The organism is Rosistilla ulvae (assembly GCF_007741475.1).
Classification (GTDB): Bacteria; Planctomycetota; Planctomycetia; order Pirellulales; family Pirellulaceae; genus Rosistilla; species Rosistilla ulvae.
On record NZ_CP036261.1, the window covers coordinates 6,550,437 to 6,574,938 of the forward strand.

The window sequence follows — 24,502 nt, forward strand, 5'->3', positions numbered from 1 at the left end:
CAATGCCCCACAAAAACACGGAAATTGGAGAGGCATCCGGTAGCGGAACTCGTCAAGAGTTTCGTGGAACCGGTAATTGCCGCGAATCGAAAGTCTTGACGACTTCCGCTACGGCAGAGATTCAAACGCTTCGTCTCCACACCAATCAGCCGCCACGCGATAGCATCCGGTTGCCAGCAAGGTCCAATACCGCGTGGCGGAACTCGTCAAGAGTTTCGTCGCCACCGCCATGGATCGAAAGTCTTGACGACTTCCGCTACGGCAAAGACTGCCGCTGCCTCGTGCCCGACTTACTTCCTCGAGCTACCAGGTTCCATCCGTCGGCTTTGCCTGTATGTTTTGTGATCTGCTTATTGATTTCCAATTTGCATTCCCCAAAACGACTTGAATAGCGCGACCTTATGGCGATACAGCTGATCGTGACCCATCCGGGCGGAGCCCACAAAGACGACTTCCTTGCTTGCAGCCTGCTGGCTCATCTGCACGGTGTTCCGATCCAACGCCGCGAGCCGACGGAGGAGGATTTGGCCGACCCTTCGATCTGCGTCGTCGATGTCGGCGAGGTGCACGATCCCGAACAAAACAACTTCGACCACCACCAGTTCCCGCGAGATGCGCCGCCGCTGTGCGCCCTCTCGCTGGTGCTGCAGAGTATGGGACTCTACGACGACGCCCTCTCGTTCTGCGCCTGGCTGCGTCCGGCGGAATGGCTCGATACGCTTGGCCCCAACGAAGCTGCCAAGCTGATCGGAATTCCACGCGCGGCACTGGGAGCGCTCAACTCGCCGCTGGACATCACGCTGCTGAACCGATTTTCCAGCCAAACCGAGCTCCGGCCCGAAAACCCGATCTACCAGGTCATGTGCATGGTCGGGGAGGATATCGTCAACTACTTGCGCTCGCTGCGCCAACGGTTGGACTACCTGAAGTCGCACGCTCAGTACTGGACGATCGAAAGCGAGGGCAAGGGCGAATCGATCCAAGCTCTCTTCCTTGAAAAGAGCGACACGCTTGCCAACGACCCGTCGTTTGGAGTCTACGCGTTCATCGAGAGCGAAGGAAAACAGGACGCGATCCAGGCGATGGTAACTCCCGACCGTCGCGGCGAGGGATACGGGCTGTCGCGATACAACGACAGCCAACGGTTGGACTTTTCGCAAATTGAAACCCACGAAGAAGTTCGCTTCGCCCACAAACGTGGCTTCGTCGCAAAAGTCACCACCAACGATCCGACGCGGCTGAAGGAACTTTTGAAAGACGCGATCGTGAAAAGCGAAGCGATGTAGGCGTCAGCTGTACTCACACCCTGGCTCCGCATTGGTCTGCTCAGTGCCGCAAGCACGGCATACGATAGCCATCGACGCAAGTCCATGGTGACAATCCAATCGAACAGCGCAAGCGCCGAAGGCACGACAGGTGACGACTCGCAAATCGGCGCAGACATCATTTCCGAGTAGGCCCATCCCAACCCTCCACATCCAGCAGGCGATTTTGGCACCACCCGAAAACGTGCTCTGCCTCGGTCTTGTGGTCTCGAGGACTGGCAGAATGACGGGGGCAGAATTATGTTTTTCCCACACCATCATCCCGCACTGCCTCCATCATCCTGCCAACGTCATTCCGAACGCAAATTAATGTTGTCGGTTCACTTTCCTGCCAGGCCAGCCTTCACTTTCATGGCGGCAAAGATCGCATCGGCAATCGCCTGCATCCCTTTGTCGCCCGGAGGGGCTGCGACTCCGGTGTGCTAGAATTCCCGTTCGGCACTCGCCTGATTCGACTTGTCACTCCCCAGAGCTGAAATGTCGATGAACGTGGCCCCCGCGTCGGCGCTCGCACGACGCATGATGTCATCCTTGGCTGGACTCGGCCAAAACGAACAGAGCAATTCGGGGACAGGCACCATTGGCGAGTAGATCGATACCCACCATCCATGTCCATCAGGCAATGCTGACACCACCTGAAAACATGCTCTGACCCCGTTTTGCACCATCATTCTGTCTCGGTCATTAGGGACCGCCCCGTCGAGGCTGTGGTGCAGCGAAACGCATTCGTGCTCCCAGGGCGTTGATTCGCAAATCGAGGACAGACACCAATTCCGAACAGTTCGATACCTACCCTCCACGTCCAGCAGGCGATGTTAGCACCACCTGAAAACATGTCCTAGCACCGCTTAGCACGCAAGTCAATACATACCCGACAAACATGAAACGTATAAAGCAAAATTTTCATTGACAGTTAACACCTCTCCAATTAGGATTGTTTTAAATACGCGAACGCATTGTTCCGCAATCCGGAACGATGCAGGCTGCAGGAATCCGGATTGGGAAGTGCAGTCTGCTGGATGTTGCGGAGCAGGCGGGAACGGCCTCAGACTTTGCGGCTCACTTTGACACGTTTGTTTTTTATCTCGTTGTTTACAGATCTTTTTGCTCCTGGAGAGCTACATGAATCGATTACGTAAATCCAAGTCTCCCGATCTCCGCCGTCGCGGTTTCACGTTGGTGGAACTGCTTGTTGTGATCGCCATCATCGGCATCCTGGTTGGGCTGCTGCTGCCCGCAGTTCAGGCCGCACGCGAAGCGGCTCGCCGGATGCAGTGTTCGAACAACATGAGGCAGATTGGGCTGGCGATGCATAACTATCACGACACGCACCGTCGCTTCCCTTATGCTTGGCGCACCTTCGACTCGACTCCCGGTACGGTCCCCGCTGGCCAGACGCATTGCCGCGACACGTGGTTCCATCGCCTGTTGCCGTACATCGAACAGGACGCGATGTCGAACGTCTACGAAAGCGATCACGCACTATTCATCAACAATAGCCCGATTTTGACACCATTGATCAAGACGACGGTCAGCGCTTTTGTCTGCCCATCGAATCCTGGATACGGCGGTGCGGGGGCCAACCAAGCCGAAGGATTCCAGGGGACCTACGGCGTTTGTCTCAGCGGATCGGAAACGTTGTGGACCACATCCACGACGCAAGGAACAGGAATGTTCTTCTTGGAATCGAAGATTCAATTCCGCGACATTCTCGATGGCACCTCCAACACGATCATGGCAGGTGAAGGGATCGCGCGGCCAATGGACAACGTAGGTGCTCACGGCGACTTGGGCCAATACTGGGGCGGCGCTTCTTGGGGTGGCTCGGGGTTCACGACCTTCGAATCTCCCAATACCTCCCTGCCCGATCGACCGCACAGTTGCAAATCGACGACCGTCAAGCAGGCTCCCTGCCAATCGACATCGTCGACTCGCGGCGAGCAATACAACTTTACCCGCAGCTACCATCCCGGCGGCGTGCAGGTCGTGCTCGGCGACGCGTCGGTTCGCTTTGTCGGCGAAACGATCAACACCGCGGTGTTCCGCAATCTAGGCGACCGAGCCGACGGAAATGTCGTCGGGGAATGGTAACCCGAACGGAATGAACGTTGCCTTGCCGGGATCCGATCTCGGCATTTTCTCTCAATGATTGAATTCGTTATGATTCACTTAAGGGTCCACTTGATGCGGTATTGCTCAGCGACTGTGATGTTCGTGGCATTGTTATTTTCCGGGTGCGGTGGGAACGTTAGTCCGGACGGCTTCTTCGATGCGGAAGGATCGGTCCAATGGAATGGGGAACCGCTGCAGACCGGCTGGATTGTTTTTCGTGCTGCTGATAGTTCTTCGAAAAACGTCGCAGCGCAGATCAGCGACGGTTCATTCACCGTGAACATTCAACCAGGCGAAAAGATTGTCGAGATTACAGCTGAACGCGATGTCCCCGGCAAGTTTGGCATTGGCCCCAGCGGTGAAAAGGTTCCCGCCAAAGAGGCGTTTATTCCTCCCAAGTACAATACGGAATCGGAATTGAAGTCCACGGTCACTTTTCCGCTGGCGGAGCCTTTAACATACCAGCTAACCGACGCGTAGGGCGAAACCAGAATGCGGCTCATGAGCGACCAACTGAAAATCTCGATAGCGATCGTTCCATTCGCTGCAATCGCGTTCCTGAGCGGCAATGCAGCGAATGCCGATCCGAGTGCCGAAGGCATTCGATTCTTCGAGCAGAAGATTCGTCCGATCTTGGTGGAGCATTGCTATGAATGCCATTCGGCCGATTCGGCGTCGCTCAGTGCGGGGCTGATGGTCGATTCCCAGCAGGGTCTGTTAGAAGGCGGCGACTCGGGAGCAGCGATCGTTCCGGGCAAGCCAGATGAGAGCCTGCTGTTGGAGTCGCTGCGATACGATCCCTACGGCTACCAGATGCCTCCGAATGGGAAGCTGCCCGTCGCGGTGATCGCTGACTTCGAACAATGGATTCGAGACGGAGCGCCCGATCCACGCACCGAAACCAATCCAAAGCCGGGCAAGCAAAGCTTCGACATCGATTCGAGGCGTTCGTTTTGGTCGTTTCAAGCTCCAAAAGAGTCCACAGCGCCGCGGGTTCAACAAAGCGATTGGCCACGTCAAAAGATCGATTATTTCATTCTTGCCGCTCTGGAAAAAGCGGGCTTTCAGCCTGCGGCCGAAGCTGACCGCAGGACCTTGATTCGCCGGGCCAGTTTGGACCTGATAGGTTTGCCGCCGAGCTACGAGCAAGTCGAGCAATTTGCCGCGGATCCGGATCCACAGGCGTATGAAAAACTGATCGATCGTCTGCTGGCGTCACCACACTACGGCGAGCGATGGGGGCGGCACTGGTTAGACATCGTGCGTTACGCTGAAGACAACGTAAATATGGGACCGCACAACGGTCCCTATCCCAACGCTTTTCGGTACCGTGATTGGGTGATCGGGGCTTTGAATACCAACGTCCCTTACGATGAATTCATCCGACGTCAATTGGCCACCGACTTCCTGGACCATACCGGTCCCGAAGACCTTCCTGCACTGGGACTGCTGGGCCTGTCGCCTGAGTATCACAAGGAATTGATGCTTTCGACATCGGCGCTCGAAGCGGTTTACGCCGATGAATGGGAAGATCGCGTCGACGTTATCGGGCGTGGGTTGATGGGGATAACGGTCAGCTGTGCTCGCTGTCACGACCATAAATACGATCCCATCTCGGCCAAAGACTATTATGCCCTGGCGGGCGTCTTTGCATCGACCCGACAAACCGATGTGCCAATCATCTCGCAGGAAGCAATTCTCGCTTCGCAACCTGCACGCGACGAAATCGCGGCGTTGAAAAAGCAGATGGCGGAGATCGATGCGGAATTAAAAGCGAACAAAGGCGACCGAGCAGCGATTGCGTCGTTGCAGAAGAAACGCCGTTCGTTCGTGCAAAAGATCGCACAAATTCGCGCCGCAACGCCGAACATCGACATTCCCATGGCGGCAGCGGTAACGGAAGCTCAGGTTCGAATCGAGCCAAAGACAGAGACCCACCAAAAAATCGTCTACCACGACAATAAGCCGCGTGATTTGCCAGTGTTCATTCGCGGCAACGTCACCACACCTGGCGAGATTGTTCCGCGTCGATTTTTGGAAGTGTTATCGACCGGAGAACCGCAGCCTTTCCAAACCGGAAGTGGTCGATTGGACCTAGCCGATGCCATCGCCTCAACCGAAAATCCATTGACCTCGCGGGTTTTTGTTAACCGCGTTTGGTTGCTCCATTTCGGTGAAGGACTGGTCGACACGCCAAGCAATTTTGGCGCCACAGGCTCCGCTGCTAGCCATCCTCTGCTATTGGATGATTTGGCCGCACGGTTCATGCGTGACGGCTGGTCGATCAAAGACCTCCATCGTGAAATGATGTTATCGGCAACCTACCGCCAATCCTCTTTCCCTTCCGCTCCCGACAACGTTCGGCAATTGGATCCGGGCAATCGGTTGTTGAGCCATTTCCGACGGATGCGATTGGATGCGGAAGCCTATCACGACGCATTACTGGTGGCAGGCGGAAGTTTGGATCCGCAGCTGGGAGGTCGGTCGAAGGACATCGACAACGCGGATTACGATCGCCGCGCGGTGTACGCCACCATCTCTCGGCAATCGCCCAGCCAATACCTGCAAGTGCACGATTTCCCCGACCCAACGATCCACGCTGAACGACGGGGAAACACGACCACGGCGCTGCAACAGTTGTTTACGATGAATTCACCGTTCGTCCTAAAACAAGCTCAGCGTTTATCAAAACGCGTCCAAGCGAGTTCAGACCGCAAACGTATCGTGGAAGTCTATCGGTTGTTGTTCGCTCGTGAGCCGACGACCAACGAACTCAGCGCCGGCATCGCCTATCTGAGCCAGAAGGCCGGCGCACCGCAGAAGGAGCAGATCGCAGCGCTGCCAAGCTTTGTAGGTGATCGCATTCATGCCGATACCGCCAAGCTGGGCGAGTCCTATTCCGTGGAGTTTTGGTTTCGAAATACCGTGCCGTACGCAAAACGCCCCGTCGCTGGATATCTGTTTTCCCGTGGCGTGGACAGCTCGATACCGATTGGTGGTGATCACATTGGGATCGTTGGCAGTTACCGCAGCGAACAAGCCGGTCGGTTGTTGTTTTTCAACGGTGCAAGGCAGCCTACATCGCTGGTCGGCCGCACGACGTTGCAATTGGATCATTGGCATCACTTGGTGTTCGTCAGAGACGGATCCGAAGTACGGTTGCACTTGGACGGTCAGGGCGAACCCGAAGTGACCGGCAACGCTTCGGTTTCATTCGATCCGGCGGCAAGCCAGTTGTTTGTGGGGGGACGGAATGATCGCTTCGCAAATTTCCTGGGCAAGATCGGCGGCGTGGCAGTTTACGATCGCAAACTGTCGATATCCGAAATTGCGCAACACTTTCAACTCTCCGGTCAGCAAGGCGATAGCGTCCAATTTGCGGATCACTTTGCCGCCATGCTTCAATCGCAACCTGTGGCTGCTTGGGCCTTACATGAACACGCAAGTCTTCCGACGCAGTTACAGGATCGTTCAGGGAACGAAAGACATGCGACCTATGAAGGGAAGGTGTCGTTGGACGACGAATTCTCGAATTGGGTTGCCTATTGCCACGCGTTGCTATGCAGCAATGAACTGTTGTTCGTTAACTGAAATCCCCAGATGGTTCCTTCAAGAGGCAATTCGATGTCCAGTACAAACACGATGCCGTCGTGGTCGCGACGCGACATGCTGCAACAGGTTGGCAGCGGTTTCGGCTTGCTGGGGCTGAACAGTCTGTTGGCGGAAAACGCGATAGCTGCGGGAGACAAGGCTGGCGGTTTGGCAGGCCATTTCCCTGCGAAGGCCAAACACATCATCTTCCTGTTCATGAGCGGCGGTCCTTCGCAGATCGACACTTTTGACCCCAAGCCGGATCTGGCCAAGTATGAGGGTCAGCGTCCTGCGATGGTCGATATTCGGACCGAACGGAAGACTTCGGGACTGGCCGCGTCACCAGTCAAATTTAAACCGGCTGGCGAATCGGGGATTCCGTTCCCTGAGTTTCTGCCGAAGCTGTCCCAGCATGCCGACGAGATGGCGATCATTCGGTCGATGCACACCGATTTTCCTAACCATGCTCCCGCCCTTTGCATGATGAATCTGGGGACGTTGACGCCAACGCGTCCTAGCATGGGGTCGTGGTTAACCTATGGGCTGGGCACAGAGAACAGCAATCTGCCTGGATATCTGGCCTTGTGCCCAGGCAATCCTGTGGTTGGACCGAAGCTTTGGGGGAATGCGTTTCTACCTGGAAAATACCAGGGTACCTACATCGATACGCGACAAAACACGCCTGAGTCGATGATTCCCCATCTGCGCAACAGTGCGCTCTCCCCAGCCCAACAGAAACGTCAACTGGAACTCATCACCTCGATCAACCAGCAGCACTTAGCGGCTAATGCAAACGACATGGCTCTGGAAACTCGCATCAATTCGATGGAGCTAGCCTACCGTATGCAGTTCGAAGCGATGGAAGCGTTCGATGTTTCGCGTGAGCCACAGCATGTTCGAGACGCCTACGGATCCACCGAATTTGCGCATTCGTGTTTGTTGGCGCGACGGCTAACCGAACATGGCGTGCGAATGGTCCAGATCTATTACGGAAATCGGCAGCCTTGGGATACGCATTCCAATCACCACAAGCAAAATGAAAAGTTGTGCCGCGACATCGATCAACCGATCGCTCAATTGCTGACCGATCTGAAATCGACCGGCATGTTGGACGAAACGCTTGTCGTTTGGGGTGGTGAATTTGGCCGCACGCCGACTTTGGAAGGGGGCAGCGGACGCGATCACAATCCGTTTGGGTTCTCGATGTGGATGGCTGGCGGTGGGATCAAAGGGGGCACAATCCACGGAGCGACCGATGAATTTGGCTTCCGCGCCGTCGAAGACAAAGTGCACATTCATGATTTGCACGCAACGATCCTGCATCAGATGGGAATCGATCACCAGCAGTTGACCTACAACTACTCCGGTCGCGACTTCCGCTTGACCGATGTACATGGGCGCGTGGTGCAGAATATCTTAGCGTGATCGCCAAACCGACCGAAGCCTTAGAAGTCCCATGAAAATTGTAAAAATTGAAACCGCCATTCCCGACGAAATCATGCCGGGTTTGTTGTTGTTGCGGATCCACACCGATGAAGGTCTCGTCGGTTGTGGCGAAACCTATTACGCCCCAGAAGCTGTCGCCGGGTTGGTGCACGATTGGATGCATCACTACCTGCTGGGCAAGAATCCGCTGGACATTGAAAAGCATTGGCGTTTTCTCTACGAACGGACTACCAACTTTGGTTCTCGTGGTGCGGAACTGCGGGCGATTTCAGCGATCGATCTAGCGCTGTGGGATCTGTTTGGCCAAGCTATGAAGGTGCCGGTTTGGCAATTATTAGGCGGAGCGGTTCAGGAGTCGATTCCCACATACAACAGTTGCGGCGGCCCATCGTACGGCGCGAAGACTGATACAGCGTCGGGCCATATCTGGCCTGGGCATGGCCCGATGGGCAACCCGGGACCGATGAACGATTATTGGTCGGTCATCCATCGACCTGTCGAACTGGCTCAAGAATTACTGGAAGCTGGCTACAAGGCGATGAAAACTTGGTCGTTTGACTTCGCCGCCCACAAACAAAACGGACCGGTTTACGTTTCCCACGCCGATGTGGAAAAAGGCGTCGCGCCATTCGTGGCAATTCGCGAAGCGCTTGGCAATAAAATGGAACTGATGCTCGATGGGCACGGTTTCTTCCAATTGCCCGTGGCCCTGCGGATCGCCAAGCGGTTGCAGGAGTGCGACCTGTTGTGGGCCGAAGATCTGCTGCGTGTCGATTCGATCGATACGTTAGCCGACTTCCGCGATAAGGCGGGAATTCCCGTCGCGGTCAGCGAGATGTTCTCCGGCCCCGACGACTTCCGATTGACGTTGGAAAAGCGGGCGGCCGACTATGTGATGATCGATCCCACTTGGGTTGGCGGGATCACGCAAACCAAGAACTTCACGCGCCTGGCCCAACTGTACAACATCCCAGTCGTGATGCACGATTGCACTGGACCGCTAACATTGCTTTCAGGCGTTCAAGTCGCTGCCGCGTCAGGCAACGTCCCTTGGCAAGAAAGCGTTCGCGCTCATATCACCATGCTGTACCCCAAACTGATCGATGCCCAGGTTGAGGTCGCAGGCGGAGCGATCCCGATTCCTACGCAGCCCGGAATCGGCGCGGCGTGGTTGCCCGAGTTGTTTCGAGCCGACGGACGCAATTATCGGGTGACGAACCTTTAAGAAGTGCTTTTTGGGAACGGCGTAAGGAACGCTGGAACCGGACCGCTATTCAGCCGCCAACTTGGCGGACACCTGCTTTGCCGTCTGTACCACCGCATCGATGAGGTCCCGCTTCGAATCCACATCCACGCGAGCTGTCGGCAGACTGACACTGACCGCTGCAACGACATCCTCCCGCTCGTAAACAGGAGCACCGATACACGTGATCCCGATATCGGTCTGATCCTGTTCCACCACATACCCTTCCTGTTTGGCACGCTGATGAATCGCAAGCAACTGTTGCGGATCAACCGTTGTTTGTGGCGTCAATGCCACCAACTTGGTTCGTTCGATCAACGCTTCCCAATCCTTGTCCGACCACTGGCACGTCAGAGCGCGCCCCAGGGCGGTGGAGTAAAGCGGATCTCGGCTGTTGCCATCGACAACGCGTCGAAACGGATGCCGACTTTCCAGGACTTTCAGATAGCGAACCGATGTGCCTCGTACGCACCCCAGGTTCACTGTTTCGCCGGTCTGTTTGTGTAGCTCATGCAGAAAGGGGGCGGCGATGTCGAGCAACCGATCATGCAATTTACCCATGGTCATGCGACGTAACTTATGCGTCAGCTGATACCTGCCTTTCCCAACGCGAGCGACATACCCCAGTTCCGAAAGATCTTGCAACAACCGATGCACGGTCGGTTTGTGGTACCCGAGTTCACCAACAATTTCGACCAGCGGCATCGCGCCGTCGGTTCCTGCCAAAACTTCGAGCACGTGAAATGCTTTTCCCAAAGAAGATGTTTGCATGTTTGCCTACGTAATTCGAGTGCCGGCACATCCTGTATCGCCTGCCGGGTAGACCCCATTCTAGCCACAAACGCATAGACTTTCGATCAGTCCCTTGGCGGAGGGGGGATCTCAACTAAGGACACAACGCTACGATGCATCAGCCCCTCAAAACGCCCTCGACGTTGGCCGCGCCGGACGAGCTCTTCGGACATCCCAAGGGACTTTATGTTCTGTTCCTAACCGAGATGTGGGAACGGTTCAGTTTCTATGGCATGCGTGCTTTGCTGGTCTTCTATCTAACAAAGCACTTTCTCTTCGGCGATCAGGTGGCGCTGGGGATCTACGGCGCCTATGTTGCATTGGGCTACGCAACCCCAGTCATCGGCGGCCTGATCGCCGATCGCTATCTCGGCCAACGAGTCTCGGTCACGTTTGGTGCGATCTTGATGTGCTTGGGTCATCTTGGAATGGCGGTCGAAGGCGCAGGCGCCCAAGTGTTGGAGAACGCCGATGGCACCTCCACCATCGTTCGCGATGAACCCGCGCTGCAAATCTTCTATTTTTCGTTAGCGCTGTTGATCGTTGGGATTGGTTTTCTGAAGCCGAACATCGCCACGATTGTCAGCTCACTGTATCCGCCAGAAGATCCGCGACGCGCGTCTGCTTATACACTGTTCCAGATGGGGATCATGTTGGGCGCTGCCCTTTCAGCGGGGATCTGTGGCTACCTGGGCGAAACCTACGGATGGGCCTATGGCTTTGGAACCGCTGGCATCGGGATGCTCGTTGGATTGATCGTGTTTTTGACGGGCCAAAAACACTTGCACGGCGTGGCTGAACCGCCGCCCGCCTACCGGAAACCATTGCTGGGACCGATCACTGCCGCCCCCGTTATCTATGTCGGATCGCTTGCCGCAGTGGGAATGTTCTGGTTCTTTGTGCAACAAACGACGCTGGTCGGTTACATGCTGGCGGCGTTTTCGATCGCTGTTGTTGGATACGTCTTGTTCGTTTCCTTTTACCAATGCACTCCCGTCCAACGCGATCGCATGCTTGTTTTGTTAGCGTTCCAGTTGGCGATGACCTTCTTTGCAACACTGTTCGAACAAGCTGGTGGTGCGCTGAACTTATTTGCCGACCGGAATGTCGATCGACAATTCTGGGGGAGCGAAGTGCGTGCGTCCCAGTTGCAAAGCATCATGCCGATGACGATTGTGCTGCTGGCCCCATTATTTGCGTGGCTTTGGCCCGCGCTGTCGCGCGTGGGACGCGATCCTCGATCGCCAGTGAAATATGGATTAACGATGGTCTTCATGGGACTTGGCTTCGGCCTGTTGGCTTGGGCCACCTTTGCATTCGATCGGGATGGGCAGATCGACCTAGCCTGGCTCGTGTCGGCATACGTGTTGTTTGGAGTGGCCGACCTGCTGATCGTTTCAGTCAGCTATTCAACGGTCACCGCATTATCGATCCCCAGGATTGTTGGGATGATGATGGGGACATCGATGCTCGCAATCTCAGCGGCAAACTATTTGGCCGCTCAAGTGGCTGCGGTGGTTACTGTCGCCAATAAGAATGCCGATCTCAGTGCCTATTCGATGCAAGACTCACTCGCAGCCTACCACCAGTTGTTCTTCGGGTTATCGGTCGCAGCCATCCTATTTGCACTCGCGCTATTTGCGGCAACTCCCTTGATGGCCCGACGCATGCATGGCGTCCATTAATTGCCAGTGAGTCTTTGTCGCTTCGATCACCAACTTTGGTGCTGCGGTCTCGACCAAACCACCTTGCGCTGACCTCTACAAATTCGCACCGCATCGTCTGGGTGACCCTCACGCTTGTGATGGTTCTTCATCACGACCTCAACACCTCGAGCCTTGCACATCGCCAGTAGCCAGTACGTGCAGTAGTACGAGTCGGCCACCAAGATGTCACCGGGTCGAAGAGAATCAATCATCTGTCGCAGGAGTGCTGTCTCTCTAGTTTCTTTGCCACAGTACGGCGTGATCGCCAAATCTACCAACATGCCCGTTGCCATTGAAATGAGCGAAACGCATCGGAAGATTGGAAAGCCAAGTCCCTCCTCTTGAGCCGGATTCTGAGGATACTCTTGTTGGTTCTCTGGCGTGTCAGCGGCATCGACGGTAAAGCCATCAACCATCAAGACGCGGCCCGTGACAGGCTTTGACTTCACTTCGGCGATCGCTCTTGGTGTGAGCATCTCTTCAGCTTGCTCGTCATCGAGTGATTCGGCAAGGTCGCTTGACTGCTCGGCACGCCCCGCGATGGTGCGGACCAAGTGCGCGACGAGCTCGTCGGGGACCTTCTGTCTCGCGCGACAATACGCACCACTGTTGTTGTCAACGACACGACCCTGAGCCACCCACCAAGCAGCGATTCGTGTCACGGCGGCGTTGCAGCTTCGCAGTTCCTCTTTGAACAGCGATTGCGAGAGCAAGGCCCACAGCACCAGCGCGGGTGTATAGACGGCATCTTCGCCGCAAGAGAAATCGACCTCGAAGAGTTCAAACGCCTCGTCGAAAACGGATTGATCAATCATCTCTAAGCGGAAGCGATGAATCTTGCAGCATGGAATCGCTGAAGACGCGAAATGACGATGCGTCACGCGGACACGTCGAGTAGAACGACATGGGCCTTCCTTGACCAAAGTTTTACAAGGACCGATGCCAAGGAAGGCCACGTCGAGACGAATGATATAGGCACAGTAGCCACGTCAAAATATCAAAATGAATTGGCGAGACAAAATTTTTGCATTTCGATCCCACGAGGGTCTCGTGGTTTTCGATGCTGAGGCGAAAATGTCATAAAGGTCCGGCAGTGCCATTCGGTACAGGCACCATTTCATTCTGTTCCCTTCATTCCGAACCCAAATCGGGGACAGGCCATCATTGCCGAGCGGGTCGCCACTCACCCTCCACGTCCAACTGGCGATGCTTGCACCACCTAAAACTAAAAATATGCTGGCTCTATCTCGGGCTATTGGGACCGTAATTTTAATTTTGTCGGTTCACTTTCCTGCCAGGCCAGCCTTCGCTTTCATGGCGGCAAAGATCGCATCGGCAATCGCACGCATCCCTTTGTCGCCCGGATGGGCTGCGACTCCGGCGTGCTGGAAATCCTGCTCCGCACTCGCTTGATACGACTTGTCATTCCCCAGCGCAGAAATGTCGACGAACTTCGCCCCGGCATCTGAGCTGACCTGGCGCATGATGCCATCCTTGACCGGACTCGGCCAGAACGAACTGCGCACGAAGATCACCGGATCGCCAGCCTGCTGAAGGGTTGCGAGCAACTGCCCGAACGCTGCCGCAAACGCAGCTTTGGCGGCATCGGTAGCTGGTGTGGTCACATTTTCCCCGATCGCTACGATCACCAAGTCAGCCTGAAAGTCCAGCACGTCCTTGAGTCCTTTTGCGAGCTCGAACGTTTCGTACTCGCGTTCAAACGAAGCGAGGTTGCGAACCTTGATCTCCGGCTGCGAACCACTCGCCTTGGCAATGTCTGCGGTCAATAAATGAACGTAGTCCAGCTCCGCAGCACTGGCGGCCATTCCCCAGTTCCCGGTCCAGCCGATCTTGGGAGCGGGTCCGTGCAGTGTGATGCTGTTCCCAAGGTACAACACCCTGCCCACCGTCAACGAACCAACCGTTGGCTTCACAACATCCGAATCCGCTGCGGCCGCGACAGGGCCAACGACAACAGCGAAAGTAAATAAGACGAGCGAGCAAAGATATTTCATGGTGAGATCCTGAGCAGAGACAGAGCGAGAGGGTATCGCGAAACCGCTTCTTCGAATTCCACGACGCCCCCAGTCTCGTAGACCGGATTGTCGAAGTCAATTTGCCAGGCAAAAGCAAACAGCAGCCGTGTAAAGCCCATCAGCCATTGGGTCGCTGCAACGGTGTCCATAGCACTTCTTGAAAAAAGGTTTTACCCTCGCAGGCACTTGCTGTCTGGCATCCGTTTCGCCGGACTCGCGATCCGATGACATCCCAGCTTTTGTTTTTTGCCAAACCGAGACGCTGCAATAACTGCTGCTTTGTAAAAATGCCAGACGACAGGGCCAGGCATTTTATTGTGGCAACAACTGGATCGCGTCGACGATCACATGGCCGTCGGTTCCCTTGTTGCCGATCTCGATGGTGGCGTCGCCCGCGGGAAATTCAAACTCGCCGACGGAAGTGAATGATCCGTGCGGGGGAGCTTTCTTTTGGTTGCAGGTGGCTGAGTGGGTTTTCCCACCCGCACGAATCGTGATCGGGACATTGGTCGCTCGATTGGCGTTTGCGGTATATGCGATTCGCACGTCATAGCTGCCTGGTGTTTTGATCTTCACCGGAAAGCGAATGCTCTGATATCCCTTGTCGTTGTCGCCGTCATGACGATAGCCGGTTCCAACAAACGGACCAACAACTTGGCTGATTGCGTCAAAGCCGGTGCGAGCAGCCGCTTCATCGTCGACGACGATTCCCTTTAACGCCTTGGGATCAATCGATGCCGCCGGCTTCTTTGCTGGCCCCGTCCACGTTAGCACTTGGCTGTCGTCCAGTAGTTTCTGCCGCAGCGCGTCGTAGTCGATCGCTTGCACGGCGCGATCGGTCCTAATCGCTTGCATCGCGGCCGTGGCCGACGACTGGCCCAGAACCATAAAGACAGGTTCCATGCGGATGGAGCCAAAGGCGATGTGCGATGCGCTCAAGCAAACCGGAACGAGCAGGTTTTCGCATTGCTCCGCTTTCGGAGTCAACGCGCCATACGAGATCGCATAAGGCGAGAAACCTCCGACTTCGACATCGCCTTCGTTGCGGACGTGTCCGTTGGCGTCGACATACCGTTGGGTGTTGTGGGAATCCATCGTGTAGGCGGCCAATCCGATGGCGTCGTCGACCGTCTGGCGTCCTTGGCAGTGATGTTGCGTCATCACGGTAGGGCCCACCATCCGCCGGGCTTCGCGAATATACAGCTGCTGTTGCCAACCATCGGCGCGCTCAAACTCATCCCGGCACATGCCCCATCGCGCAACTTCGTTCCGAATGTGATCGGGCACGCGGGGGTGATTGGCTAGCGTCCACATCAATCCCTGTTGATAGGTCCGGTGGCGTGCGACAATCGATTCCCGCTGGTCATAGCTCGCCTCGGCATAGTCGTAGTTCTGGCCGATAAAATCGGTCGAGAAGGCGGTTCGGTTGTTGGTATCGGTTTTACGATTGGGCATGCTGGAATTGATCCAAGGCATCCCCTTCTCGCCCGCTTCGAAATTGCGTAGCAGCAATTCGAAGACGAGGGGGTCATAGCCGTCGGGTTTCGCAAACGGGATACGATTTTCCGGGTGATCTGTCAGGCACATCCGAAAACAGAAAGCTTGTGCGCGGGCGTCGCCGCTCCCCTCTTCGCCGGGGCCGTCGGCATCGATGCCTGGCAACAAGCCGCTGGACTTGTCCCCTGGGACCACAAACGGATCGACTCCCGGCACAAATTGATGGTACTTCGCATGCCGTGTCTGGACGCCGTTGAGCGTTTCGTCATAGACCGCATTCGCTTCACGGCCGACGGTGAACGAGACGCCAGCGGCGGCCAACAGGTCTCCTTCATAAGTAGCATCGATGAACATCCGGCCTCGATAACTCTGGCCCCCTTCCATCGCGATTGCCACGATCCGTCCGTTCTCAAGCGTCGCGCCGCGGGCACGATGACCGGCATCTGCCAACGGGGTCCGATCCAGTCGCTGTTCAAAGACGACGGGGATCTCGTACTCGCGAACCAGATCGCGCATGATCGCCAGCGCCGCCGAGGGCTCGAAGGTCCACATGGTTGCTTCAGCGGAACTCGTACGCGTTTGTCCGCTGTCTCGATAGGAGGTCGGTTCTTGCCATTTCCAAGCCTTGGGTTGATCGTAATAGGCGCGCACTCGTTGATAGAACTCCCGCGCGATGCCGCCGATCGCGGCTTTGTTGCCGATGTCGGTCTGCCCCAGTCCGCCGGTCGTCAAACCGCCGATCCTGCGACTCGGTTCGATCACGATGACCGATCCTCCCATCCGCCGCACCTGCACCGCCGCAGCGATCCCCGCCGACGAACCGCCATAGATCACAACGTCGTACGATTTCTCCTCCGGCTCCGCGGCGGAGGTCGATGGAAACGGAAGACTAATAAGGGCAAAAACAGCAAGTAGCGGCAGTAAGCGACGGCGATTCATGGGGGATCCTGAACAGGGAACTATCGAGCGTTGTTGTATAAATATTAACCTATCGCGACGCCATTGTTCATCAGGCGAGGTGCAGGACGATTCCGTTTTTCAAACTGAGTCATCAGCCGCTACGCGCCGGCGTCCGGTTGTCCAAGGGAACCGGACACTGGAGCGTGGCGGCTGATTCGTTTAAACTCAAATACGGGATTTGCCTGGGGGCAAAGTGCGAGACACGGCGGCGGTTTCCGATTCGGAGCTAACGCGATCTGTTTGCGTCGCGGCCGCTGGGGTGAGGTGCAAATCCATCGATGCCAATTGGGGACAGGCACAACTTTTGAGGCAGGGGATGCTGTCACAACCTGAAAACATGCTCTGGCCCCCTTTCACAACGATGGAGTAGCAAATTTGACGATTCGATGGGGACTGGTAGGTGTCGGTGACATTGCCAATAAACGTGTTGCCGCGGCGATTCAGAGTGATCCAAATTCGGAACTAGTCGCGGTTTGCCGTCGCAGTGAACCGCAATTAGATCAGTTTGCGGATCAATTTGGTGTGCCGCGCCGATTTACCAATGCAGATGACTTGATCGCTTCACCCAATTTGGATGCCGTCTACATCGCAACACCAGTCGACTGCCATTGCCCTCAAACGATCGCGGCTGCCCGAGCTGGCAAGCACGTTCTCGTCGAAAAGCCAATGGCTCTCAATCCCGCCGAGTGCGATCGGATGATCTCCGCGTGCGACCAGGCAGGCGTCTCTCTTGGTGTCGCTTATTACCGACGATTCTATCCCGTCGTGCTGCGAATCCAGCAACTGATCGAAGCGAAGCAATTGGGCCGAATCCTTTCCATCGGGTGTGTGACCGGGAATCCCAACCGATTCCCGGCGGATGATTGGCGAGTGATCCGAACGCGCGGAGGCGGAGGGCCGTTGATGGATATCGGAAGTCATCGATTGGATGTCTTCCTGCAACTACTGGGAGATGTCGCGACAGTCAAAGCGAGCGTGATCGATTCACCCGACTACGAAGCTGAACAGGCGGCAACGCTGCTGGTGCAATTCAAGTCGGGCGCCCATGGAATCCTGCAGTGCTACTTCGGCACCGTGGAGACGCCAGATCGATTGGAGATCATCGGAACCGAAGGACGGATCACCGTCGAAGACCTGAACCATGGCGACCTAATGCTCTCCACGTCCGAAGGGCAACAGTTGGAATCGCATCCACCGGCAGACAACCTGCACGCTCCACTGATCTCCGATTTTTCCGCAGCGGTGCTGGAGCATCGCTCGCCCACAATCAGCGGCCCCGTCGGGAAACGAACCAACGATCTCATCCGTCTGGCATACGAGGACGCCCAGTAGCGACAGGTGATGCGTTTTGCCTCACAGTTGAATCTGAGGTTCTAACGTACGGACTTAAATCAAGGAACGATAATTGAAGTCCAGAGCGCAAATCGGGGACAGTCACCATTTCCGGGGAGGCCGCTTCCCACCATCCACGTCTAGCAGGCGATGCCGACACCACCTGAAAACATACTCTGGCCCCGACTTGTGTTTGGGGTGATCGGTCGTTTCGTTACGCAAAACGGGGACAGTCACCATTTCCGGGGAGGCCGCTTCCCACCGTCCACGTCTAGCAGGCGATGCCGACACCACCTGAAAACATACTCTGGCCCCGACTTGTGTTTGGGGTGATCGGTCGTTTCGTTAAGACTGCTTCCACCTTTGCTCTGATTCGGAATCTGCCTAGCGTTTCGGGGGTGGTTGGTTTTGCGTTAGGATGCTTGATCAAGCGATGCGGTCGGGATCGCATTTTCATCTCTTGCATCTCAGTCAACAGAAAGCATTCAGGCAATGGCTCAACCGCGAAAACACGCTTACACAACAGCTCCCCAAGATCCCAATCCTGCGGCGGAGACGACGTTTGCCGAGCGAGCTCGAACGATGCTGTCGCTGAGTCAGGTGGGTGTCATCTCCACTCACTCGGTCCACTGCGAAGGGTTTCCGTTTGGGTCGACGATGCCGTACGCATTGGATGCGATCGGGCGGCCGCTGTTTCTGATCAGCGCGATGGCGATGCACACCAAGAACCTGCGTGAGGATCCTCGCGCTTCGTTATTTGTCACCGATCCGACAGCGGCTTTCGATCCGCTGGGTGCAGGGCGTTTAACGCTGGTCGGAAGCGCCGAACCGGTGCCCGAGGAAGATCTCGATGAAGCCCGTGCTCTGTATCTCAGCCGCCATGAGAACGCGAGTTACTACGTCGACTTTGCCGATTTCTCGTTCTGGCGTCTCAATCCTAGTGAGCTCTATTATGTCGGAGGATTTGGAGTGATGGGCTGGATTCAGGCGGATGATTTCCAGCACGCAGTTGCGGATCCACTGGCTGAAGCTGCGGCGGGTATCCTGCAACACATGAACGACGACCATGCCGCTGCGATGCTCGATATCGCTTACGCGGAAAAAGAGATCGTCGCCTCCGAAGCAAAGATGACAGCAGTCGACCGCCTCGGTTTTCATTTGCGGCTCAAAACACCCGAGCGTGTCCAATCGGTTCGGATTGGATTCCCACACGAAGTCCGGAGTTACGATGAATGCCGTCAAGCGCTTGTTGCGATGGTGAAGCAGGCGCGCAGCGACAAGGAATCCAGAAACGACGGTTGATCGCTCGGGGGCGTGATGAGCGCCCCCGCGTGCGATCGACACCGGTGCAGAGGATTCTACTCCTCGATAACTTTTGCCGTCTGTTCTGGCGTGGTGATGCCTGGGGGCAGTTCGAGGATTCGGATATTGCGGAAGTGAATTTCCGAGCCTTCGGACTCCAGGCAAAGATAGCCCTTGCGGACCGACGAATCGCGAATGGAATTGACGAACTTACCATTGATCGCCAGCTTGACCGTGCCGTCGACGCAAACAACATCGTAGACATTCCATTGCCCCACACCCTTGCAACGCAGTTCCACCGACATGCTGCGTCTGCCACGCGGGTTGTCGGGCGTGGCGGTGAGCCCGCCGGCACCAAACAATTCGCCGGAAACGTAGCCGATATGGTTCGGCTCACCATTCTTCAATGGATGCCGATTGACCCAATCCAACTCGAGCATCTGGACTTCCATTCCTTTGGGAAGCCGGCTCCCCTCCGGGACGAATCCTTCGCTCCACGCAAAGACCCCGGAATTGCCCCCAGCCTGCATGTGCCGCCACTCGATATGCAGAACAAAGTTCTCGTACTGCTTCTCCGACCGCATCACACCGATAGGCTTACCGCTGCATACCAGCAGCCCGTCCTTGACCGACCAGGTATCTGGATCGGTGTTGACGTTCGCCCATCCCGACAAATCGCGGCCGTTAAACAGATCGACCCACTGTGGGATTTCGGAAGACGCTTCCGCAGCGGGTGGCTCGGCCCCCAAGTCGGACACGCCTACCAGCGACACAAGCAGCCCCGCAATCATACAAGGGATCATTCCCAAAACGTCAATTCGTGAAGTCATTCTCATTGGTGGCTCGTAAGTTCTAGGAGTTAAATTAGCGATCGATAGAACGATCGGAGGCAAGCACAATCGTCGATTCCATGGAGCCTGGCAGCTCTCGACAGCGTGAGATTGTACCACGCCTGGACGCGCGACAGCCAACAGGACAGGTGTGGCAACGAAGCAGCTGTTTCACCGGTCATGCATTCATCTCGGAGCTTCCGCGCCGAGGACATGCCGTAGCGCCGTTCAGTGGATTGGCAGAATGATGTTGCGCGCGGCCAATTCCGCCTCAATAACGACGCGATGTAGGGCCGCCCCGTTGGGGCTTTGTTGCCGCGCACCGCATTCGCGTCCCCAGGGCGTTGCCCTGGGCTGACGTAGAACTGCCCCACTTGGGGCGATGGACGTTGCGGGATATAGCGGGCTGGCACAGCGGAGCACGCTCACTCGACGGAGTTGAGTGGCCACAGAGCAACTCGGGGACAGGCACTTTTCGGGAGCAACTCGGGGACAGGCACTTTTCAACTTTCCCTGGTAGGACGACCTCCACCATCACCGCCCCCCCAACATGAAGTGCTAGAATCACCTAAACACATGCCGCGACCACAGTTCGCGCTGGCGGCGGTCGACGAGCACCAGGCATCAACGACAATCATTCAAATGGCAGAATCATAGGCTTCGCGCGCCATCATTGCGTCTCAACCTCAAGGCGATGTAGGGCCGCCCCGTTGGGGCTTTGTTACCGCGCACCGCATTCGCGTCCCCAGGGCGTTGCCCTGGGCTGACGTAGAACTGCCCCACTTGGGGCGATGGGCTTTGCGACAGAGCCAATCGGGGACAGGCACAATTCCCGGCGAGGTTGATACCCACCATCCACATCCAGCAAGCGATGCTGGCACCGCCTGAAGACATGCTCTGGCCTCGTTTGGTGGATTAGCAGAATGATGGGAGGCAGAACAATGATTCGCACACCATCATTCCGCTCCCAACCTCATGGCACTGCAAGGCCCGCCCCCCGCTTGCGTCCGTTCAATGAAAACATGCGCTGCCCCCGCACGGTCCGTGTAGAATCAGATAACGACTGAATCCAACCGAGCATTGTTGGCCACCGTTTCGTAATTGTTAGTCAAACGCCGATGCCCGTCGATCCTGGCGTTATCCCACTGGAAAAGCTTTTGTCTACGCACAACTGGAAAACTCCGGCGGGGCGCCGAGACTTTTCCTAAGTCTTCCGTCGGGGCGGTCCATCGAGCACCGACCGACAACCCATCGCGCAAAGAAGGTGACGTGTTGACCGTCGAATTTACCTTGATGGGAATTCCCTGCATCGGTTTAAACGGCGGGGCCGGTGTCGAACACAACTGGGCATTTTCGTTTCAGGTCGCAACGGAAGACCAATCCGAAACCGACCGCTACTGGAACGCAATCGTCGGCAACGGCGGCGAGGTGAGCCAGTGCGGCTGGCGCAAGGACAAGTGGGGTGTGAGCTGGGCAGATTACGCCGCCTGCTTTGACAAAAGCGTTCATCGGCCCGGACCGTGCCGCCGCCAAACGTGCCTTCGACGCGATGATGACGATGCAGAAGATCGACATCGCGAAAATTGAGGCGGCAATTCAAGGCTGAAATCAAGATCCGCAGAACTCGGGATCTCCAGGAACTACCCGGCCTTCGCATCGGGCAGATGGGCAGATGGGCAGATGGGCAGATGGGCAGATTCCGTGAAGGCAGGCGGTTTGCGACAACTGTTGCAAAGCCCCTCCTCTGCAATCGTGACGCGAGCGCTGAAGGCTTGGCAACCACGAGATGCACCCTCGCGAGGTTTGCAGGCGGCTTTGCAACGGTTAAGTTTACGCCGCTTGCCCGATGACCCGGGCGTTCGAATCAATAAAAACTGACTTGCAATTGGAGCAATAAATTGAATAGTAATCCCGTCGTTCATTTCGAAATTTATGTCCAAGACATGGACCGCGCCAAAGCATTCTACGAAGCGATACTGGGAAGCAAGCTGGAAAATATGCCATCTCCGACATCGGAAACGGACATCGACATGTGTCTTTTCCCCATGGACGAAGAATCAGGGATGAGCACGTATGGTGCAGGCGGCATGCTGGTAAGAATGGAAGGCATGCCCTCTGGCGGGAGCGGCACTCTTGTCTATTTTGGTTGTGAAGACTGCGCTGTAAACGCCGCACGTGCCGCTCAACTTGGTGGAAGCGTAAGCAAGGAAAAAACCTCTATCGGTGAACATGGATTCTTCACTCTTGTCCAAGACACCGAAGGCAACACAATTGGTTTCCACTCGATGGAATAGTCTCCAACCCTGCCATGCACCGGCATTGTGCTGGCCGCCGGATTTGCAATGAAAGTTTTGTTCTCGCCATTCGGCTACAGAAGTCGGCGAGTAGAAATGAGGAATACCAAACCGAAACCGTCACGCCACGCCACGGCAGCTCAGGAACGATGCCCGTGCCATTCGCTCCTGACCGTTTTTTACTTCCCGAGTTGGTCGACAGCCCCACAACTCCCAACACATGGACACGACCATGGCAAGCGGCTACTTCGCTTCGGCATCTACGTTTGACGAGACGGAAGGCGACGCACCAAGCTCGACACATTTTGTGCCCATCGCCGCACCAAGCTCGGCAAGTGCTGGCTGGCTTAGATGCCAGGCATCGCCCCGTGGCATCCCGCGTGTATCAACATAACCGCATCCATCCGCAGATCCGAGCGAAATCAGAACACCTCGCATTTGATCCACCGCCGCCCGACTGCGGCCGGCGAGGTTCTTTGGATCGTCGTACTTCGCCGCATGATTCCCGTCAATTACAGCGATGACCTGAGGAAAGTCATCCACGATTCCAAAGTCATTCTTAATCTTCCCTAGCATCGCATTGAAAGAATCAGTGTACTGGTCCATCGCTGCCACAGATCCAGAATCACCTTCTCCTTGGAACCAGAAGAACCCGCCGAACTTCCATGCCTTTCCGTTCGCTTCCAAACGATTGATCGCTTTCTGCAAAGCGCCCGTGCCCTCGGGATTCAAAAAGTCCACCCGATAGTTGTTCTGCACCTGGCCATCCTTAATCCAGCCGCTCAACCAAGCTCCTGGATGGTAGCTGTGTACCAACAATGCCCGATCACCATAAGCCTTCTCTAGTTCCTGCTGAATCTTCGCAGCCCATCGTGGCTTTGCGTTCGACTGACCACCTGCGAAGAAGACGCGAGTGAACTCTTGCTCCTGCTTGAGATGTGCAAGTATTGCGTCCGCTACGATCCCGCCCAGAAATTCATAGCCTTCGTTATTAAAGTGACAGTTTTTCGGAAGCTGGTACTTCCCTAGTTCTGGAAACACGCCTGCGTACAAATCGACGATCGGAATCTCGCGTTGTTGCATCAGTTTCGCCGCAATCGCGTTGGTTCGTTCCGAAGCACCTTTGACGTATTCATTTGCACCAGGCGGCACGGGCGTGGTATTGACCCAGACAATCTTAGCGTCTGTCTGCTCAAGTCGCGTGGTGATTTGTGTTAAACGTTTTCGATACTCCTCGTCGGGCGTTCCTCGATCATGAATGCCGAAATTGAACGTGATCAAATCCCAATGCCCGTCCCCCAGCCAAGTGTTGAGTTTGTCGACCCCCACCTTCGTTGGTCCGCAATTGGCGGGTGCACGATGCACGTTGACTTTACCGTCCAATATACGACGTACAGGCATCGTGCAACCCCGAGACACTGAATCCCCAATAATGAGCACTCGCGGCAATCCAGGGACGTCTTCGACGTAGTCCCATGCTGTTGATCTCCCCGCTTTCTTGTCAGCCAAGTAACGCGGATAATAGAAGCCGCCCAGATTGTCCTTCAGGACGTTTTCCCACTTCCGTTGCTCGACTGACATTTCACCGACAATCGAATCATCGACGCTAGATTTACTCCCGGCATCGAGCTGTTTTTGGCTACTGGGTTCGTTGGCATACTCGTCTGCATGCACATCCGACAGTAGCGATGACATGCAAAGCAATGTTGTGAAAACGATAACTGTATTCTTCATTATTTGCCCTAGGTGATTGTCTCTTGCGTGGAACCTGTGCGATTGCTTGGGATATTTGCGACGGACTGGCGACGGCGGTTTTGGCAGCTAGCTGTAACCATCATTCAAGTTGCGAGTTTCGAATTACCCAATATATAGTAATTCCCGGGGAGAACTATTTTTTGACGGTTTTCATTCGGAGCGGGTGACGCGTTCCCGAGCTTGAGCAGACCTACAAAGTGTTTGAATTCGTAGGACTTGCAGCGTAGTAGTCTCCGTCGAGGTTAACGGAGTTGGACTCAACCTACGGAGAGACGACTGTG

The 24,502-nt window shown here is 55.8% G+C and carries 17 protein-coding genes and 1 pseudogene; 11 read left to right on the plus strand and 7 right to left on the minus strand.

The window, feature by feature from the left end; translation table 11 throughout:
- Nucleotides 1–401 precede the first annotated feature (401 nt).
- The 6 genes from EC9_RS23345 to EC9_RS23375 all read left to right on the plus strand — a co-directional run bounded on the left by EC9_RS23345 (nucleotide 402) and on the right by EC9_RS23375 (nucleotide 9,699).
- On the plus strand, nucleotides 402–1,286 hold the full coding sequence (locus EC9_RS23345) for an MYG1 family protein (RefSeq protein WP_145348446.1): 885 nt from the start codon (nucleotides 402–404) through the stop codon (nucleotides 1,284–1,286).
- Nucleotides 1,287–2,447: 1,161 nt separating this feature from the next.
- On the plus strand, nucleotides 2,448–3,416 hold the full coding sequence (locus EC9_RS23355; RefSeq protein ID WP_145348447.1) for a DUF1559 domain-containing protein: 969 nt from the start codon (nucleotides 2,448–2,450) through the stop codon (nucleotides 3,414–3,416).
- Nucleotides 3,417–3,533: 117 nt separating this feature from the next.
- Nucleotides 3,534–3,917 (plus strand): hypothetical protein, encoded by a 384-nt coding sequence (locus tag EC9_RS23360; RefSeq protein WP_145348448.1) that lies wholly within the window; start codon nucleotides 3,534–3,536, stop codon nucleotides 3,915–3,917.
- 21 nt (nucleotides 3,918–3,938) lie between these two features.
- Nucleotides 3,939–7,028 (plus strand): DUF1549 domain-containing protein, encoded by a 3,090-nt coding sequence (locus EC9_RS23365; protein WP_145348449.1) that lies wholly within the window; start codon nucleotides 3,939–3,941, stop codon nucleotides 7,026–7,028.
- A 33-nt stretch (nucleotides 7,029–7,061) separates the two neighbouring features.
- A complete protein-coding gene (locus tag EC9_RS23370) occupies nucleotides 7,062–8,453 on the plus strand; it encodes a DUF1501 domain-containing protein (RefSeq protein WP_246105840.1) in 1,392 nt (463 codons plus the stop codon).
- Between the two features lie 31 nt (nucleotides 8,454–8,484).
- Complete coding sequence (locus EC9_RS23375; protein ID WP_145348450.1) at nucleotides 8,485–9,699, plus strand: mandelate racemase/muconate lactonizing enzyme family protein; 1,215 nt, start codon at nucleotides 8,485–8,487, stop codon at nucleotides 9,697–9,699.
- Between the two features lie 45 nt (nucleotides 9,700–9,744).
- Here EC9_RS23375 and EC9_RS23380 read toward each other — a convergent pair whose 3' ends face one another.
- Nucleotides 9,745–10,488 (minus strand): IclR family transcriptional regulator, encoded by a 744-nt coding sequence (locus EC9_RS23380; RefSeq protein WP_145348451.1) that lies wholly within the window; start codon nucleotides 10,486–10,488, stop codon nucleotides 9,745–9,747.
- A gap of 134 nt (nucleotides 10,489–10,622) precedes the next feature.
- Between EC9_RS23380 and EC9_RS23385 the strand changes: the two genes are divergently transcribed.
- Complete coding sequence (locus EC9_RS23385; RefSeq protein WP_145348452.1) at nucleotides 10,623–12,194, plus strand: peptide MFS transporter; 1,572 nt, start codon at nucleotides 10,623–10,625, stop codon at nucleotides 12,192–12,194.
- 26 nt (nucleotides 12,195–12,220) lie between these two features.
- Here EC9_RS23385 and EC9_RS23390 read toward each other — a convergent pair whose 3' ends face one another.
- From EC9_RS23390 to EC9_RS23400, 4 genes are all read right to left on the minus strand, one after another.
- Nucleotides 12,221–13,096 carry a transposase gene (locus tag EC9_RS23390; RefSeq protein WP_145348453.1) on the minus strand — a complete coding sequence of 292 codons (876 nt, stop codon included), beginning with the start codon at nucleotides 13,094–13,096 and terminating at the stop codon, nucleotides 12,221–12,223.
- A gap of 402 nt (nucleotides 13,097–13,498) precedes the next feature.
- On the minus strand, nucleotides 13,499–14,041 hold the full coding sequence (locus EC9_RS23395) for an SGNH/GDSL hydrolase family protein (protein WP_246105841.1): 543 nt from the start codon (nucleotides 14,039–14,041) through the stop codon (nucleotides 13,499–13,501).
- Nucleotides 14,042–14,226: 185 nt separating this feature from the next.
- On the minus strand, nucleotides 14,227–14,400 hold the full coding sequence (locus EC9_RS26750; RefSeq protein ID WP_218934378.1) for a hypothetical protein: 174 nt from the start codon (nucleotides 14,398–14,400) through the stop codon (nucleotides 14,227–14,229).
- A 163-nt stretch (nucleotides 14,401–14,563) separates the two neighbouring features.
- Nucleotides 14,564–16,687, minus strand: coding sequence for an FAD-dependent oxidoreductase (locus tag EC9_RS23400; RefSeq protein ID WP_145348455.1), 2,124 nt, complete (start codon nucleotides 16,685–16,687; stop codon nucleotides 14,564–14,566).
- Nucleotides 16,688–17,083: 396 nt separating this feature from the next.
- Here EC9_RS23400 and EC9_RS23405 point away from each other — a divergent pair, with 396 nt between their 5' ends.
- Nucleotides 17,084–18,040, plus strand: coding sequence for a Gfo/Idh/MocA family protein (locus EC9_RS23405; protein ID WP_145348456.1), 957 nt, complete (start codon nucleotides 17,084–17,086; stop codon nucleotides 18,038–18,040).
- A 492-nt stretch (nucleotides 18,041–18,532) separates the two neighbouring features.
- On the plus strand, nucleotides 18,533–19,342 hold the full coding sequence (locus EC9_RS23410) for a HugZ family pyridoxamine 5'-phosphate oxidase (RefSeq protein WP_145348457.1): 810 nt from the start codon (nucleotides 18,533–18,535) through the stop codon (nucleotides 19,340–19,342).
- Nucleotides 19,343–19,398: 56 nt separating this feature from the next.
- On the opposite strand, the gene EC9_RS23415 is transcribed toward EC9_RS23410, so the two are convergent.
- Nucleotides 19,399–20,235 (minus strand): 3-keto-disaccharide hydrolase, encoded by an 837-nt coding sequence (locus tag EC9_RS23415; protein WP_246105842.1) that lies wholly within the window; start codon nucleotides 20,233–20,235, stop codon nucleotides 19,399–19,401.
- A gap of 1,038 nt (nucleotides 20,236–21,273) precedes the next feature.
- Between EC9_RS23415 and EC9_RS27415 the strand changes: the two are divergent.
- Nucleotides 21,274–21,585 (plus strand): annotated as a pseudogene (locus EC9_RS27415) (VOC family protein); the annotation flags it as partial.
- A gap of 485 nt (nucleotides 21,586–22,070) precedes the next feature.
- Complete coding sequence (locus EC9_RS23425; RefSeq protein ID WP_145348458.1) at nucleotides 22,071–22,466, plus strand: VOC family protein; 396 nt, start codon at nucleotides 22,071–22,073, stop codon at nucleotides 22,464–22,466.
- 243 nt (nucleotides 22,467–22,709) lie between these two features.
- On the opposite strand, the gene EC9_RS23430 is transcribed toward EC9_RS23425, so the two are convergent.
- On the minus strand, nucleotides 22,710–24,200 hold the full coding sequence (locus tag EC9_RS23430; RefSeq protein WP_145348459.1) for an SGNH/GDSL hydrolase family protein: 1,491 nt from the start codon (nucleotides 24,198–24,200) through the stop codon (nucleotides 22,710–22,712).
- Nucleotides 24,201–24,502: the final 302 nt, after the last annotated feature.